The following is a 14,827-nucleotide window of genomic DNA, read 5'->3' as shown; positions in this document are numbered from 1 at the left end:
GAGTCGCTCACACGGGAGGATGCGGGCGGCCCCAGGCGACGGACAGCTCGATGGCGCGGGACCACTGCTGCAGCATCTGCGCGCGCCTCTGCGGGTCGATCATGGGGTGCCATTCAGCGGCGCGGTGCCACTGGCGACGCAGGACCTGCTGGTCTGACCAGTAGCCCACGGCCAGCCCCGCCGCGTAGGCAGCGCCGAGGGCGACCGTCTCGGCCATCATCGGTCGGACGACGGGCACGTCCAGCACGTCCGCGACGGTCTGCATGAGCAGGTTGTTGCTCGTCATGCCGCCGTCCACTGCGACGCTGAGCAACGGCAGGTCGGCGTCGTTGTTCATGGCGGCGAGGACCTCCTGGGTCTGCAGGGCCACCGCCTCCAGCACGGCCCGGGCGATGTGCCCCTTGGTGATGTAGGCGGTCAGCCCGGCGACGATGCCCTGGGCCCGGCTCTCCCAGTGCGGCGCGTAGAGACCGGCGAACGCGGGGACGACGAAGCAGCCGCCGTTGTCGTCGACGGACGCCGCGAGAGTCTCGATCTCCGCCGGGGAGCGGATCAGCCCCAGGCTCTCTCGGCACCACTCGACGAGAGCGCCGGCGACGGCCACGGACCCCTCGAGCGCATACACCGTCGGTTCGCCCTCCATCTGGTGGGCGACCGTGGTGACGAGCCCGTGCCTCGAGAGAACAGGCTGGTCGCCGGTGTTGAGCAGCATGAAGGTCCCGGTGCCGAAGGTGCACTTGGCCTCGCCGGACTCGAAGGCCGTCTGCCCGAAGAGCGAGGCCTGCTGGTCGCCGATCACCGCACCGACGGGTATGCCGGCGACCGGGGCGGTCGTGACGCCGTGGGCTCCCATGGTGGGCCGGATCTCGGGCAGCGCGCGTCTGGGCACCCGCATGACAGCGAGGAGCTCGTCGTCCCACTGCAGGGTGCGCAGGTCCATGAGCATGGTGCGGCTCGCGTTGCTCACGTCGGTCGCGTGGACGCCGCCACGGGGACCACCGGTGAGGTTCCACAGCAGCCAGGTGTCCATCGTGCCGAACAGCAGCTCACCCGTCTCGGCGCGCTCACGCAAGGACTCGTCGTTCTCGAGGATCCAGCGCAGCTTCGGACCCGTGAAGTACGTGGCCAGGGGCAGCCCCGTCCGCGCGTGGATCACGGTCGCGTCGAGCTCCTCGGCGATGGCGGGCAGCAGCGGACCGGTCCTCGTGTCCTGCCAGACGATGGCCGGGGTCACCGGTTCACCGGTGAGGCGGTCCCACACGACCACGGTCTCGCGTTGGTTCGTCAGGCCGAGCGACACGATCTCGCTGGGGTCGATCGCGGCCGTTCGGAGGGCCTCGGGCAGCAGCCGGCAGACCAGCCTCCAGATCTCCGCCGCGTCGTGCTCGACCCATCCGGGCCTCGGGTAGTGCTGGGAGTGCTGCTCCTGCGTGAGCGCGACGAGTCGACCCTGGCGGTCGAAGACGAGGCAGCGCGTCGAGGTCGTGCCCTGGTCGATGGCGGCCACGTATCGCTCGCTCATGCAGCGCGCCCGTGCCCGAACTCCCGTGACACGGCTCGGGCGACGCGGAGCACCTCGTCCTCGAGCGTCTGGCGCGGACGGTGTCTCGCGTCGCACAGCTCGTCGACGCTGCCGGTGATGCCGACGGACGCGACGACGTAGCCGCCGCGGTCCCGCACCGGGGCGGCGATGCCGGCGATCTCCGGCTCGCACTCCCCCACCGCTACGGCCAACCCGTTCTCACGGGTGTCGGCCAGCTCGCGCAGGAGCGCGGACCGCTCGGTGATGGTCCGGTAGGTGAAGCTCTGGACCGGGCGCGAGAGGACGCTCCTGGCGGCACCGGGGTCGAAGGCGAGCAGGACCTTGCCCAGGGCCGTGGCATGCAGCGGGATGCGGCGGCCGACCTCCAACGTCTGCTCCTGGGAGCCGATGGCGAAGACGTGGTGGGCGATGATCGCGGCGCCCTCCCGGAACATCGCGACGCGGGCCGCGCAGCCGGTGCGAGCGGCCAGTGCGTCCGTCCAGTTGAGCGCATGCGCCCGCAGCTCGTTCGGATCCAGGCGGGTGGACCCGATCTGCAGCAGGTCACGTCCGACGCGGTAGCAGCCGTCCTCGTCCTTCTCGACGAACCGGACGTCACACAGCGTCCCCAGGAGGCCGTGCGCCGTGGTCTTGGCCAGGGAGAGCGCGGCCGCGATCTGCGCCAGCCCCAGTGGCTCCTCCGTGGAGGCCAGCAGCTGGACGATGGCGGCCGCGCGCTCCACCGACTGCACGGGTCCGGACATGTCACGAGCGTAGGTCGGGGACGGATCGGCCGAAAGGGGCGCTCGTTCGACGATGGCGAACGCCCGGACGTTCGGCGATGGCGAACGCACGACGTTGTCGGACCGCCCGACGCTTCGTACGTTTCCGGTCATTGACTGCAAGACGGGCGATCCGCCCGAACCGCAAGCAGATTCGACGACAAAGGAGTCGACATGGACGGTCTTCACAGACGCACTCTCACGGGAGAGCTCGTGGCAGAGTTCCTCGGCACCATGGTCCTCATCCTCTTCGGGGTGGGCGTCGTGGCGCAGGTCGTGACCGGCAAGGACGGGCTCGGCGGCCATGACTCGATCGCGTGGGCGTGGGGCCTCGGCGTGACGTTCGGCGTCTACGTCGCGGCCCGGATCAGCGGCGCCCACCTCAACCCGGCGGTCACCGTGGCGCTCGCCGTGTTCAAGGGGTTCGAGTGGCGCAAGGTGCTCCCCTACGCGCTGGTCCAGACGCTCGGGGCCTTCGTCGCGGCGCTCATCGTGAGGGTCGCCTACGCCGACGCGATCGCGAACGTCGACCCGGGCCACACGATCGCGACCCAGGGCATCTTCTCGACCCTGCCGGGCAACGGGTCGCTGCCCATCAGCATCGGCAGCGCCTTCATGGACCAGGTCATCGGCACGGCGATCCTGCTCTTCCTCATCCTCGCCGTGACCGATGTGCGCAACAGCGCGCCGGTGCAGTGGATGGCACCCTTCATCATCGGGCTCATCGTCGTGGCGATCGGGATGGCCTGGGGCGCCAACGCCGGCTACGCGATCAACCCGGCCCGCGACTTCGGCCCGAGGCTCGCGTCGTTCCTCACCGGATACGGGACCGCCTTCGAGGATCAGAACGGCGCCCTCTACTTCTGGGTGCCGATCGTGGCCCCGGTCATCGGCGGCCTGCTCGGTGCCGGCGCCTACGTCGGCCTGGTCGAGCGCTACCTGCCCGACGACGACGAGCCCAACGAGGTCGGCGAAGTGCCGGCGGGAGAGCCCCACGCGCACCCGGAGCGGGCCAGCGTCTCCTGACGAAACCCGCTCGTGCAGAGCGAGACCCGTCCCGACGCGCAGGCGCACACGCCGGCACACGGCATACACGGCATACACGTACGACCGACTCAAGGAGGAGTGACCATGGCTGACTACGTCGCCGCGGTGGACCAGGGAACGACGAGCACCAGGTGCATGATCTTCGACCACGGAGGCAACGAGATCGCCCGGCACCAGCTCGAGCACCAGCAGATCATGCCTCGACCCGGCTGGGTCGAGCACAACCCCGTCGAGATCTGGGAACGCACGAGCGCCGTCCTGCAGACCGTCATGAACGGCAAGGGCCTGTGCGCCGCCGACCTGGCCGCTCTCGGCATCACCAACCAGCGCGAGACGACCGTCGTGTGGAACAAGCGAACGGGTCGCCCCTTCTACAACGCGATCGTCTGGCAGGACACCAGGACCGACAAGATCGCCGCTGCGCTGGACAAGGACGAGCGGGGTCAGCTGATCCGCAAGAAGGCCGGGCTGCCGCCCGCGACGTACTTCTCCGGCGGCAAGATCCAGTGGATCCTCGAGAACGTGCCCGGCGCCCGCGAGGCCGCCGAGCGCGGCGACGCCCTCTTCGGCACGACCGACAGCTGGCTGCTGTGGAACCTCACGGGTGGGGTCGACGGCGGCGTCCACGTCACCGACGTCACCAACGCGAGCCGCACGATGCTCATGGATCTCGAGACTCTCCAGTGGGACGACGAGCTCCTCGAGATCTTCGGGGTGCCCCGTCACATGCTGCCCGAGATCCGGCCGTCGTCCGACCCCGGCTTCTACGGAAAGACGCTCGCCCACGGTCCGCTCGGCGGCGAGGTGCCCCTGTCCGCGGCGCTGGGCGACCAGCAGGCGGCCATGGTGGGGCAGGTGTGCCTGCGCGCGGGCGAGGCGAAGAACACCTACGGCACCGGCAACTTCCTGCTCCTCAACACCGGAGAGGAGCTCGTGCGCTCGGAGAACGGGCTGCTGACGACCGTGTGCTACCAGTTCGGCGACGCCAAGCCCGTCTACGCCCTCGAGGGGTCGATCGCCGTCACCGGGTCAGCGGTGCAGTGGCTGCGCGACCAGCTCGGCATCATCCAGGGCGCCAGCCACAGCGAGTCGCTCGCCCGCCAGGTGCCCGACAACGGCGGCTGCTACTTCGTGCCGGCCTTCTCCGGGCTGTTCGCTCCCTACTGGCGCTCGGACGCCCGCGGCGCGATCGTCGGGCTCTCGCGCTACAACACGAACGCCCACATCGCCCGGGCGACCCTCGAGGCGATCTGCTACCAGAGCCGCGACGTCGCAGACGCGATGGAGAAGGACTCGGGCGTCAAGCTCGAGGTCCTCAAGGTCGACGGCGGCGTGACGGCCAACGACCTCTGCATGCAGATCCAGGCCGACGTCCTCGGCGTCACGGTCAGCCGGCCGGTCGTCGCGGAGACGACGGCCCTGGGAGCTGCGTACGCGGCCGGGCTGGCGGTCGGCTTCTGGGGGACCCCGGAGGAGCTGCGCCAGAACTGGAACGAGAGCAAGCGCTGGGAGCCGTCGTGGACCGAGGAGCAGCGCGAGGAGGGCTACCGCGGCTGGCGCAAGGCCGTCGAGCGGACCCTGGACTGGGTGGAGGTGTGACCATGGAGGTCCAAGCAGCCCGGCTGAGCCGGGCGAGCCGCGACGAGGCGCTGCGGCAGATGGCAGCGGAGGAGCTCGACGTCCTCGTCATCGGTGGCGGTGTCACCGGTGCGGGCGCGGCCCTCGACGCCGTGACACGAGGACTGCGCGTCGGGCTCGTCGAGGCCAGGGACTACGCGTCCGGCACGTCATCGCGCAGCTCCAAGCTCATCCACGGCGGCCTGCGCTACCTCGAGCAGCTCAACTTCTCGCTCGTGCGCGAGGCGCTGCGGGAACGCTCGCTCATCCTCAACACGCTCGCGCCGCACCTGGCCCGCGCGGTGCCGTTCCTCTACCCGCTGCAGCACCGTTTCTGGGAGCGGCCCTACGTCGGCAGCGGCGTCCTGCTCTACGACACGATGGGCGGTCGCCACGGCGTGCCGGGACACCGGCACCTGACGAAACGCCAGGCGCTGCGGGCCTTCCCGTCGCTGCGCAAGGACGCCCTCGTGGGTGCTGTGCAGTACTACGACGGCCAGGTCGACGACGCCCGCCACACGATGATGGTGGCGCGCACGGCCGCGCAGTACGGAGCGCTCTGTGCCACGAGCACGCGGGTCACCGGCTTCGTGCGCGAGGGCGACCGCGTCGTCGGCGCGACGGTGAGGGACCTCGAGACGGGCGCCGAGCACGAGATCCGGGCGAAGCGGACGATCAACGCGGCCGGCGTGTGGACCGACGAGATCCAGGAGATGGTCGGTGGGCGAGGACAGTTCAACGTCCGCGCCTCCAAGGGGGTGCACATCCTCGTGCCGCGCGACCGCATCCAGGCCACCACGGGCATCATCAGCCGGACCGAGAAGAGCGTGCTGTTCATCATCCCGTGGGACACGCACTGGATCATCGGGACGACCGACACGGACTGGGACCTCGACCTCGCCCATCCCGCGGCCAGTCGCACCGACATCGACTACCTCCTCGGCCACGCCAACCGGTTGCTCCAGACCCCGTTGACGCACGACGACATCGTGGGCGTCTACGCGGGACTGCGGCCCCTCCTGCAGGGTGAGTCGGAGGCCACGAGCAAGCTCTCACGCGAGCACGCGGTCGCGAGCCCGGTGGCCGGGCTCGTCATGGTGGCCGGCGGCAAGTACACGACCTACCGCGTGATGGCCGAGGACGCCGTCGACGCGGCCGTGGAGTCCTTGCCGTCGAAGGTTCCGCCGTCGTGCACCGACCGGGTGCCGCTCGTCGGTGCGGAGGGCTACACGGCTGCCTGGAACCAGCGTCACGCGCGTGCACGCCGAGCCGGTCTCCACGTCGCCTGGCTCGAGCACCTGCTGCACCGCTACGGCTCCCTCACGGAGGAGGTGCTGGCGCTCGTGACCGAGCAGCCGGAGCTGGGGGAACCGCTCGAGGGCACCCCGACCTACCTCAAGGCCGAGATCGTGTACGCGGCGCTGGCCGAGGGTGCCCTGCACCTGGACGACATCCTCACGCGCCGCACCAGGATCTCCATCGAGGCACCGGACCGCGGTCGGACGTGTGCGAGCCATGTCGCCGACCTCGTCGCACCGATCCTCGGGTGGGACGATGCGGTGGCTGCCGCCGAGGTCGGGCACTACCACGCGCGACTCGACGCGGAGCTGCAGTCGCAGGCCGAGACCGACGACCGTACCGCCGACGCTGCCCGTCTGGGCGCGCCTGACGTCCGAAGCGACGGGGTGGTTGCGACCGGCACCCCGTGAGCGATGTGTGGCCGTATGCCGTGTGCGCGCCACACGGCATACGGCCACGTCGGCGTCCGCTCCCTCGTCCCCCGTGCTCTCGGCATCGAGATGAGACACGACGGCGAGTGGCGCCACGGCCTGACCACATCGCGCCATACTGGGCTCGACCGGACGTCGAGGCCGACAACGACCCGCGTGCGGTGCGGAGCCGCACGGCCGGGCGTGACGCCCGGTACTGCCACGGACCAAGGTCCGGGCGCACACCCAGAGAGGACCGACGTGGGGTTCACCGAGACCATCGAGTGGGTCGGCAAGGCCATCGACTCCGCCGGTGTCGCGGTCCTCGTGATCGGGGCGCTGGCGGCTGCCGTGCGCGCCGCACGGAGCGCTCGGTCCGGATCTGCGGACACGTACCGTCAGTTCCGCCAGCAGCTCGGACGGTCGATCCTGCTCGGCCTCGAGCTCCTCGTCGCCGCCGACATCATCCGCACGGTGGCCGTGACGCCCACGCTGTCCAGCGTGCTCGTGCTCGCGCTCATCGTGGCCATCCGGACCTTCCTGAGCTTCTCCCTCGAGCTCGAGATCACCGGTCGCTGGCCGTGGCAGAAACCGGCCCCTGACCGGCCGACCGAGTAGGCGCCCCATCCGAGCGCGTGGCTGGACCCGCTGACCACCGGCGGACGCAGGTCAGCGACCGCACCGTCTTGAGGACGTGGCGGGCCCGTCACCCGCGGTGCGCCCGAACCATCCAGCGCAGCTTCTCCAGCTCGCCGCGTTGGCTCGTCAGCAGATCGCTGGTGGCCGGGTCGTGCTCGGCCTGCTCGGCCACTGCCGCACAGGCGTCGATCCCCCGGCTGTAGACGGCATCCAGGGCAGCCAGGTGTGCGAGAGCGTCTGCGCGGCCCGCTCGTCGCTGCCGCCGTGCCGCCGACGGACGATCCCGTCGGCTCGCCCGTCAGGGGACCCACCCATCGCCGCCATCCGCTCGGCGACGGTGTCGACCATGTCGCCCACCTGGGCCGCCTGCGGGCCCAGCATCGTGTGGACAGCGACGAAGCTGGGACCGGTGACGTTCCAGTGGGCGTGCTTCAGCGTCAGGGCCACGTCATTGAGCTGATCGAGCACCCCCTGGACCTCGGACCCCGGGTACGCAGGTCTCGAGCCTGCGGAGACGGCGCCGCCCGCGACTGCACTGATCGTCATGTCGGGACCTCCTGACGTCGGTCGACCGAGACGTGTCAAGCGCAGTCCCGGTGCCCTGCGCGTGCGGGGCCGCAGGACATGCTGTGACGCCCGGACCGGCATGACATCAGTCATTCGACTGCTTCCCCGTGACCGGCCCTTCCCCGGGGGTGGAGTTGTCCTCGGCTTGCCGGGGCCGTTCACGTGCGACGAGGCGGACGCACAGCTCGGACTCGGAGTGGGCAGCTCTTGGGAGGCGGCCTCCGTGGTACCGCGCACCACCTCGGAGGCGGCTGGCCATGGCGACCCAGATGCAGAGGCCGCGTTCGAGGACCCACACGGGCGCCCAGAGCGGCACGGTCCGGGGGACTCCCCCCGCGCCCACTCGTCGACGACCCCATGCCGCCACCAGCACAGCCAGCGCCAACATGCCGGCGCCGCTCGCGGGTCGACGGGCGCCCAGGACCACCATGGGAAGGATGCCAAGCTCCACCAGGAGACGCCCCGGCTGGGCCAGGTCGTCATAGGCCTGCCTCACTCGCTGGGACCAGAACTGGGTGATCTCGGGTGCTTGGCGGGGAACGACCACGTCGCCCAGCCCGACCACTCGCCCTCCGGCGGCCTTGACGGTTCGCCAGAGCTCGAGGTTCTCGAAGAGGACGTCGGCACTCCAGCCGCCGCACGTGAGGACCGCGGATCTTCGCAACCCGAAGGTTCCAGGCCAGTCGGTACCCAGTGCGATGTTCATGAGCGATCGGGCACCGTCCCACTGTGCTTGCCACGGCCACGTGTCGTACAGGTTCACAGGTCGCACGAGGTCGGCACCTGCGAGAGCAGACACGAGCCGCGTGATGGAGTCACCGGTGTGCCGGACATCGTCGTCGGCAAGGATGACCAGTTCGTGGCGCGAGGCATGGATTCCCGTCAGCGCCCCTAGGACCTTGCCGTTCAGGTGGCTGCTCGGCGTCTTCCTTCCGGGACGTGGACCGTGCCCGAAGACCTGACTGATGACGCCGTGGTCCGGCGGCACCACTCGCGCGAGTCTCCCCCACGCTCGTCGATGCTGCTCGAGGGCGACAGGACCGCTCCCGTCCACCACGGTGATTGCGGCGACGGACGACCCGATCCTTTCCAGGTAGCGGGTCATCTCCGCCACCTTCTCGGCGAGGCCGTCGGGCCACTTGAGAGGGATGACCATCTCGACTCCCACGTGCCCCTGCTGGGTCGAGGCCGAGCTCACGGCCTGAACTCCGGCGTCCGGGACGACCAGTACTGCCGCTCCGAGTACTTCAGCCCCTCCGATGCCTCACCGTGGTGCACAGCCACAGCCACAGCCACGGCCACAGCCACAGCCACGGGGCAGCTCCGAAGTGGTATGTCACAGAGCCGGGCTCGCTCCTTCATTCCCTGGAGGCGGCGGGTCAGGAGGTAGCGGTCTCTCGGCTGGATCTGCACGAGGCCTCCTTCCTTTGGGCAGAAGGCCCGACGTCTTGAGCGCCCTTGCATCCCAGACCTACCCACCCCGAGGCGCCATGAGCGCCCGTGGGGGCCGGCACCTCCAGGTCCCGACCCTCTGATGCGGCATCGCTCCACGGCCTTGCCAGCCCGGAGCTGGTCGGCGACGCATGGTCGCCCCTTCCGCGGACCGCGGAAGGCGAGGGGCTTACTGCACTTACTGCTACGCAGGTCCTCGGCGGCCGCCGTGACGACAAGGAAAGCGTTCAGGCCGCCGGATCTGACACGTCGGGGTCATGCCCGCGGCCTTGTCAGCCCGGAGGTGGTCGGCGACCGCCTCGTTGAGGCCCGGCCCCCGTGGAGTGTGGTCACTCATCCGGGCCGGGGCTGTCCGGGCCGCCGAGAGTTTCGCGCTCCCAGCAGACGTGCTCGGGGATGGCACTACTGGGCGATGATCGTGGCCATCCCGGGCACCACCTTGTCTCCCTACCTCTTCCTCTGGCGGTCCGCCCACCGCGTTGAGGAGCTGCGCGCGGAGGAGCTCGGCGGTTCCCAAGCACCCAGCCTCGAGGAGCGCTCCCCACGAGGGTGACGCCGGGGACAGAGGGGTCCGTTGTCGCGCACCGCGGGCCACGACATTAACTACATCGCCCTCTCCGGAGCTCTGGGGTCGATCGGACCCGCCGGTGAGCCGCCGGTGGCGCCGTCAACCTCGTCGGCGACTTCGCAGGCGGTGGCATGGTCATGGCGCTGGGCGTCGTCGCGGCGCTTCTCGCGCGCGAGCGAACGGGGCGAGGAGACCTCATCGACGCCGCGATGGTGGATGGGGCGGCATTGCTGACGACCTTCCTGCACGGTTTGAAGGCCTCGGGCACGTGGCGCCACCCACGCGGCGAGAATCTTCTCGACGGCGGGGCCCCGTTCTACGGCACGTATGCCTGTGCCGACGGGCGGTACGTCGCGGTGGGCTGCGTCGAGGCCGAGTTCTTCGCGAAGATGCTCGAGGTCATGGGACTCGACGCGGCGCTGGCGGCATCGCAGTACGACCGGGATGCGTGGCCCCACCTCCGGGAGACCATCGCCCGACGGTTCCAGGAGCTCAGCAGGGACGAGTGGGCGGAACGGCTCGAGCCCACCGATGCCTGCGTCACCCGCGTTCTCGAGCTCCATGAGGTCACGTCTCATGAGCACTCACGCGAGCGCAAGGCGTTCATGGACGTCGATGACGTGCCGCAGCCGTCCCCTGCACCCCGGTTCCACCATGGAGAGACATCGACTCCTCCCCCGGCCCGACGTGTTTCGGAGATCGCACAAGTGCTGGACTCATGGTCCGAGGTTGCGAGTTCGGTTGGCTCCGCTAGCTGTCGTCGGTCAGAGCGGCCGTGAACCATAGGGGATGGTCGTCGGATGGGTCATGGCCGTCCCGACGACGACCGCGTGAGCGCCTGCCTCGAGAGCTGCTCGCAGCGGCCGCCTCCACAGCTCCACCGCGAACTGCAGCAGCCGTTCCCATCGCGGGCGCTCCGTAGGACGGGGGCGCCGCCCGTCCCCGACGCCGACAGTCGACGCGGCTGCTGCCGCCACCAAGGCCGCGGCAGCAGCGAAGGCCAAGGCAGCCGCCGCCGCGCGCGCAAAGGCCGCCGCCCAGGCTGAAAAGGCAGCTGCGGAAGAGGCCGCGGACGAGGCGGCCCGCGAGGACGTCCACTACGCCAACCGCTCCGCCGTGCGTGCTGCCGGGGCAGACCCGATCTACGCCGGCAGCCGGGATATTCCCGCGAGCTCAACACGGACGGCGACGGCGTGGCGTGCGAGTGAAGCATCGCAGGGTCGGCCACCTCTGCGGCAGTCCCAATCCGAACAGGCGCCTCGACCACCCGATGGGTCGAGGCGCCTGCTCATGCCCGGGCCCTGAACGGTCCTGCCGGACACCCGCGTTGGCCGCGTCGGCTGCGTGGGCCGGGCGCCGTCGGGTATGGGAAGGCCCTCTCGGGACACCACATCCCGGTGGTGCCCGGGCCGGGGCGACCGGATCCGAAGGAGGACTTGTGACCACAGCACGCGAAGCAATGACTGCCGGTGCCGAGTGCATCGGCGAGAACGACACCATCCGCGAGGCAGCCAAACGCCTCAAGGAGCTGCAGGTGGGGTCGGTGCCGATCTGCGGCACCGACGACAAGCTCAAGGGAATGGTCACCGACCGTGACATCGCCATCAAGGTCGTCGCGGCAGGACTCGATCCCGACTCGACGACAGCGGGCTCCCTCGCCAAGGGGAAGCCGGTCACGATCGGCGCCGACGACACACTGGAAGAGGCCCTGCGCACGATGAGCGAGCACCGGGTGCGGCGCCTGCCGGTGATCGACGGCCACCAGCTCGTCGGGATGCTCAGTCAGGCCGACCTCGCCCGTGCGTTGCCCGATGAGGCGGCCGGTGACCTGATCCAAGCGATCTCACAGGACTGAACTCCGTCGGGAGCAGACGACGGGGCGCCGTTCGGGCGACGGCCAGTGGTTTGCTCCCTTCACCGGCGCCGCGGCCTGAAGCCTGCCCGGCCACCGCAGGTGGTGCGTTGCCAGCGCGATGAACCACCACGAGCTGTGCAAGCAGAAGTCGTCGCCGGACCCGCTCCCAGGGTGGCTGGCTCCTCGCCAGCTGGTTGTCTTGGCGCCGACGCAGTAGCGACAGCACAGCATCAAGAACGATCCCACCACCGCGCTCAGCGGCTGGCGCGAGCCAAGGGGGTGCCATCCAGCGCGTAGCGGAAGGCCACCAGCGAGTCGAAGACCTGCAGGACCCCCGCCTCCTGCAGCTCACCGACGGAGAAGCCCCCGGTTCGGACGCCGAGGGTCGGAATGCTGAGCTTGGCCGCCGCCTGAGCGTCGTAGATGGAGTCGCCCACCATTATGGCGCTGGCACCCTCGACCTTGGCCACCGCCGCCGACACGATGTCCGGCTCGGGTTTGCTCTTCTCCACATCGTCCGAGGTCGTCCAGGCGTCTGCGATGGACTTGCCGTCGATGAGGTCGAGGAACGCCTCGACGTGCTGGGTCTTGCCTGAGCTGGCAAGAACCAGCCGGAAGCCGCGCTCTTTGACCTCGGCCAACAGCTCATGCGCACCTTCGAAAGGCTGGATCTCGCCGATCAGCTCATCGAACTCCTCCGCCCACGCCTCGCGGAGGTCGTCCCCGTGCGCTTCCTCGGCCTCCCGACCGGCGACAGCCGAGACGAACTGGTCCCCGCCCATCCCGATGCCGCGGTGGATACGCCACATCGGCCGGGTGATGTCATAGCGGCGCAGGGCTCGGAACCACGCAACAGCATGCTGGTAGTTGGTGTCCACGAGGGTGCCGTCGACGTCGAAGATCGCCGTATCTGCCATGGCACCCCCATACCCCGCGAGGCGGCCGTCACCAGCCTCGCGACGGCGGTGCCAGCTGCATCACCGCGGTTGGGCCGGCCGCTTTGGCCGCTGGGGCCTTGCACCTTGTCCAAGAACCGGTGCAGGAGGCACCATGACCATTCTCGCGGAGCGGGCTCTTTACACGATCCCAGATGTGATCTCACTCCTCAGCATGGGCACAAGCGTCATCTACGAGCAGATACGTGCCCACCGCCTCGAGGTGGTCCACCCGGCAGACGGTGTGACGTGACGGCAGCAGCCCTAGAGCGCTACTTGATGCTCCTCGAGTCCGAGGCTCGAAACCTTGAGCACCAGGCGTAACCGCGGAGAGTGTGGCTGCACCACTCAGATTCGCGCCGGCGCTGGATCGCAACGGCCCATGTTGGCTTCCAGCCGGACGGCAAGCGCATCGGCAAGGGCGCGAGCGGCAAGACCAGGGCCGAGGCTCGTCGAGCCCCGTGCCGCCGAAGATGCAAACAGCCCCTGACCTGCGTCTCCGCTGGTCAGGGGCTGTTCTTCTCTGGTGGGCGATACTGGGTTTGAACCAGTGACCTCTTCCGTGTCAAGGAAGCGCGCTACCGCTGCGCCAATCGCCCGGGGGTCTTGCTTGTCCTGCTGGATACTACGTGGTGTCTCACCGAGGTGGAGACGGGATTTGAACCCGTGTACGCGGCTTTGCAGGCCGCTGCCTCGCCTCTCGGCCACTCCACCGTGGAAGGCAAGTGGATCTTTGCCTCCGAGCGGACGACCGGGCTCGAACCGGCGACCTCAACCTTGGCAAGGTTGCGCTCTACCAACTGAGCTACGTCCGCGGAAACACCAGCGGTGTAACTTCCCCGCTGCGTGCTTGGTAGACATTAGCCGATCGATCCACGAGACACAAAATCGGCTCCGGAGCGCGCTCAGCCACCTCGCGGGGCCTTCTCAGAACGCCCGTTCGAGCCTCCGTCGGAGCTCCCGGCGGCGCTCTGGCCAGAGGCCCCTGAGGGAGGCTGCGAGCCGCCGCCCACGCCGCGCTGGATCGCTGCCTTGATCGGGCCGTGGTCCGTGCTCTCGAACTGCTGGTCCCGCTCGCGACGCCCGCTGGCCGAGGCAGAGCCCGTGCCGGCGGCAGCCGAGTCGACCCCGTCGTACGCCGCCGGCGGGTCGGCGTCGGCCGTGCCCGCATGACCCTCGACCTTCGTCAGCAGTCCCCCGGCGCCCTCCATCGCCCAGTTGACGAGCCGCACGTCGGCGCCCTCGTGCAGGTCGACGGGCCACAGGCTGCGCACGGCCGCGTTGAGGCCCGCGCCGATGAGGATGGCGACGGCCAACGCGTACAACCAGACGAGCAGCACGATGGGGGTGCTGAGCGGGCCGTAGATCGACGACCCGCCCATCGACGCCTCGAGCGAGATGCGCACGACGAACGACGCGCCGATCCAGATCCCCATGGCGAGGACGGCGCCCGGGACGTTGCGCCGCCACGGGCTGCGCTGCGGCGTCGAGACGTGGTACATCGATGCGAGCAGCAGCACGCTGAAGACGATCAGCGTCGGCCAGTAGAGCGCCTTGGTGACTGTCGCGGCGGCGTCCGGCAGCCAGGAGGCCAGCAGCCCGGGCCCCAGGAGCATGAGCGGCAGCACGACGACCGCGGAGAGGATGCCGAACGTGTAGAGCAGCAGGCTGAAGGCGCGCATGTGCACGATCCCCCGGGCGTCCTTCTGCCCGTACATGATCGAGACGGTGTCGACGAAGACGTTGAGGGCACGCGAGCCCGACCACAGCGAGAGGATGAAGCCGACCGAGATGATGTCGACGCGTCCGTCGCGGAGCACGTCGTCGATGGTCGGCAGGAGCAGCTCGTTGATGCTCGACTCGGTGAGGAATCGCGAGGCGTACACCTGGATCGCGGAGATGATGCTGTTGATCGTGTCGGTCCCGATCCAGCCCCCGACGAAGCCGAGACCGCCGAAGAGCCCGAGCACGAGGGGCGGCAGGCTGAGCAGCATGAAGAAGGCGCCCTCGGCCGCGAGGCCGGTGACGCGGTAGCGCAGGCACACCCGGATCGTCCCGAGCGTCAGCCTTGCGAGCGGGAGGCCCCACGGGACCCGCTCCACCACTGTCCGCATCCTCGTCCGCGCGCTCATCG

The 14,827-nt window shown here is 69.6% G+C and carries 13 protein-coding genes, 3 tRNA genes and 2 pseudogenes; 8 read left to right on the top strand and 10 right to left on the bottom strand.

Annotation, left to right across the window (positions count from 1 at the left end; translation table 11 throughout):
• Positions 1-7: 7 nt before the first annotated feature.
• Together glpK (IEY30_RS02770) and IEY30_RS02765 are read right to left on the bottom strand one after the other, a co-directional pair.
• Positions 8-1,522 (bottom strand): glycerol kinase GlpK, encoded by a 1,515-nt coding sequence (gene glpK, locus IEY30_RS02770; RefSeq protein WP_030146190.1) that lies wholly within the window; start codon positions 1,520-1,522, stop codon positions 8-10.
• Entirely contained in the window at positions 1,519-2,286 is a 768-nt protein-coding gene (locus tag IEY30_RS02765) for an IclR family transcriptional regulator (RefSeq protein WP_030146191.1), read from the bottom strand. Before IEY30_RS02765 ends, glpK (IEY30_RS02770) begins: the two co-directional genes overlap by 4 nt.
• Before the next feature lie 192 nt (positions 2,287-2,478).
• Here IEY30_RS02765 and IEY30_RS02760 point away from each other — a divergent pair, with 192 nt between their 5' ends.
• The 4 genes from IEY30_RS02760 to IEY30_RS02745 all read left to right on the top strand — a co-directional run bounded on the left by IEY30_RS02760 (position 2,479) and on the right by IEY30_RS02745 (position 7,295).
• Positions 2,479-3,330 (top strand): MIP/aquaporin family protein, encoded by an 852-nt coding sequence (locus IEY30_RS02760; protein WP_043415558.1) that lies wholly within the window; start codon positions 2,479-2,481, stop codon positions 3,328-3,330.
• A gap of 105 nt (positions 3,331-3,435) precedes the next feature.
• Entirely contained in the window at positions 3,436-4,950 is a 1,515-nt protein-coding gene (glpK, locus tag IEY30_RS02755) for a glycerol kinase GlpK (protein WP_188960087.1), read from the top strand.
• A gap of 2 nt (positions 4,951-4,952) precedes the next feature.
• Positions 4,953-6,677 (top strand): glycerol-3-phosphate dehydrogenase, encoded by a 1,725-nt coding sequence (glpD, locus tag IEY30_RS02750; protein ID WP_030146194.1) that lies wholly within the window; start codon positions 4,953-4,955, stop codon positions 6,675-6,677.
• A gap of 261 nt (positions 6,678-6,938) precedes the next feature.
• Positions 6,939-7,295: a DUF1622 domain-containing protein gene (locus tag IEY30_RS02745; protein WP_030146195.1), complete on the top strand. Its 357-nt coding sequence runs from the start codon at positions 6,939-6,941 to the stop codon at positions 7,293-7,295.
• A 147-nt stretch (positions 7,296-7,442) separates the two neighbouring features.
• Here IEY30_RS02745 and IEY30_RS02740 read toward each other — a convergent pair whose 3' ends face one another.
• The 3 genes from IEY30_RS02740 to IEY30_RS02730 all read right to left on the bottom strand — a co-directional run bounded on the left by IEY30_RS02740 (position 7,443) and on the right by IEY30_RS02730 (position 9,296).
• Complete coding sequence (locus tag IEY30_RS02740; protein ID WP_052358094.1) at positions 7,443-7,862, bottom strand: Dps family protein; 420 nt, start codon at positions 7,860-7,862, stop codon at positions 7,443-7,445.
• A 106-nt stretch (positions 7,863-7,968) separates the two neighbouring features.
• A complete protein-coding gene (locus IEY30_RS02735; RefSeq protein ID WP_229674804.1) occupies positions 7,969-9,051 on the bottom strand; it encodes a glycosyltransferase family 2 protein in 1,083 nt (360 codons plus the stop codon).
• 26 nt (positions 9,052-9,077) lie between these two features.
• Positions 9,078-9,296 carry a hypothetical protein gene (locus IEY30_RS02730; RefSeq protein WP_030146197.1) on the bottom strand — a complete coding sequence of 73 codons (219 nt, stop codon included), beginning with the start codon at positions 9,294-9,296 and terminating at the stop codon, positions 9,078-9,080.
• 726 nt (positions 9,297-10,022) lie between these two features.
• On the opposite strand from IEY30_RS02730, the pseudogene IEY30_RS02725 reads away from it, so the two are divergent.
• The 3 genes and pseudogenes from IEY30_RS02725 to IEY30_RS02720 form a co-directional block, all read left to right on the top strand.
• Positions 10,023-10,682, top strand: a pseudogene (locus IEY30_RS02725) (CoA transferase); the annotation flags it as partial.
• Positions 10,683-11,045: 363 nt separating this feature from the next.
• Positions 11,046-11,111 (top strand): annotated as a pseudogene (locus IEY30_RS22225) (excalibur calcium-binding domain-containing protein); the annotation flags it as partial.
• 230 nt (positions 11,112-11,341) lie between these two features.
• Positions 11,342-11,758, top strand: coding sequence for a CBS domain-containing protein (locus IEY30_RS02720; RefSeq protein WP_030146198.1), 417 nt, complete (start codon positions 11,342-11,344; stop codon positions 11,756-11,758).
• Between the two features lie 254 nt (positions 11,759-12,012).
• Here IEY30_RS02720 and IEY30_RS02715 read toward each other — a convergent pair whose 3' ends face one another.
• On the bottom strand, positions 12,013-12,675 hold the full coding sequence (locus IEY30_RS02715) for an HAD family hydrolase (RefSeq protein WP_030146199.1): 663 nt from the start codon (positions 12,673-12,675) through the stop codon (positions 12,013-12,015).
• A 133-nt stretch (positions 12,676-12,808) separates the two neighbouring features.
• On the opposite strand from IEY30_RS02715, the gene IEY30_RS02710 reads away from it, so the two are divergent.
• On the top strand, positions 12,809-12,946 hold the full coding sequence (locus IEY30_RS02710) for a hypothetical protein (protein ID WP_229674803.1): 138 nt from the start codon (positions 12,809-12,811) through the stop codon (positions 12,944-12,946).
• Between the two features lie 271 nt (positions 12,947-13,217).
• On the opposite strand, the gene IEY30_RS02705 is transcribed toward IEY30_RS02710, so the two are convergent.
• The 4 genes from IEY30_RS02705 to IEY30_RS02690 form a co-directional block, all read right to left on the bottom strand.
• Positions 13,218-13,292 (bottom strand) — tRNA-Val (locus IEY30_RS02705).
• A 44-nt stretch (positions 13,293-13,336) separates the two neighbouring features.
• A tRNA-Cys gene (locus IEY30_RS02700) sits at positions 13,337-13,407 on the bottom strand.
• Between the two features lie 28 nt (positions 13,408-13,435).
• A tRNA-Gly gene (locus tag IEY30_RS02695) sits at positions 13,436-13,508 on the bottom strand.
• 90 nt (positions 13,509-13,598) lie between these two features.
• A complete protein-coding gene (locus IEY30_RS02690; RefSeq protein WP_030146200.1) occupies positions 13,599-14,807 on the bottom strand; it encodes a YihY/virulence factor BrkB family protein in 1,209 nt (402 codons plus the stop codon).
• Positions 14,808-14,827 lie beyond the last annotated feature (20 nt).

The organism is Terrabacter tumescens, from assembly GCF_014646815.1.
Taxonomy (GTDB): Bacteria; Actinomycetota; Actinomycetes; order Actinomycetales; family Dermatophilaceae; genus Terrabacter; species Terrabacter tumescens.
The sequence above is the reverse complement of the archived record's forward strand: the minus strand, read 5'-3'. Positions and strand labels throughout refer to the sequence as shown.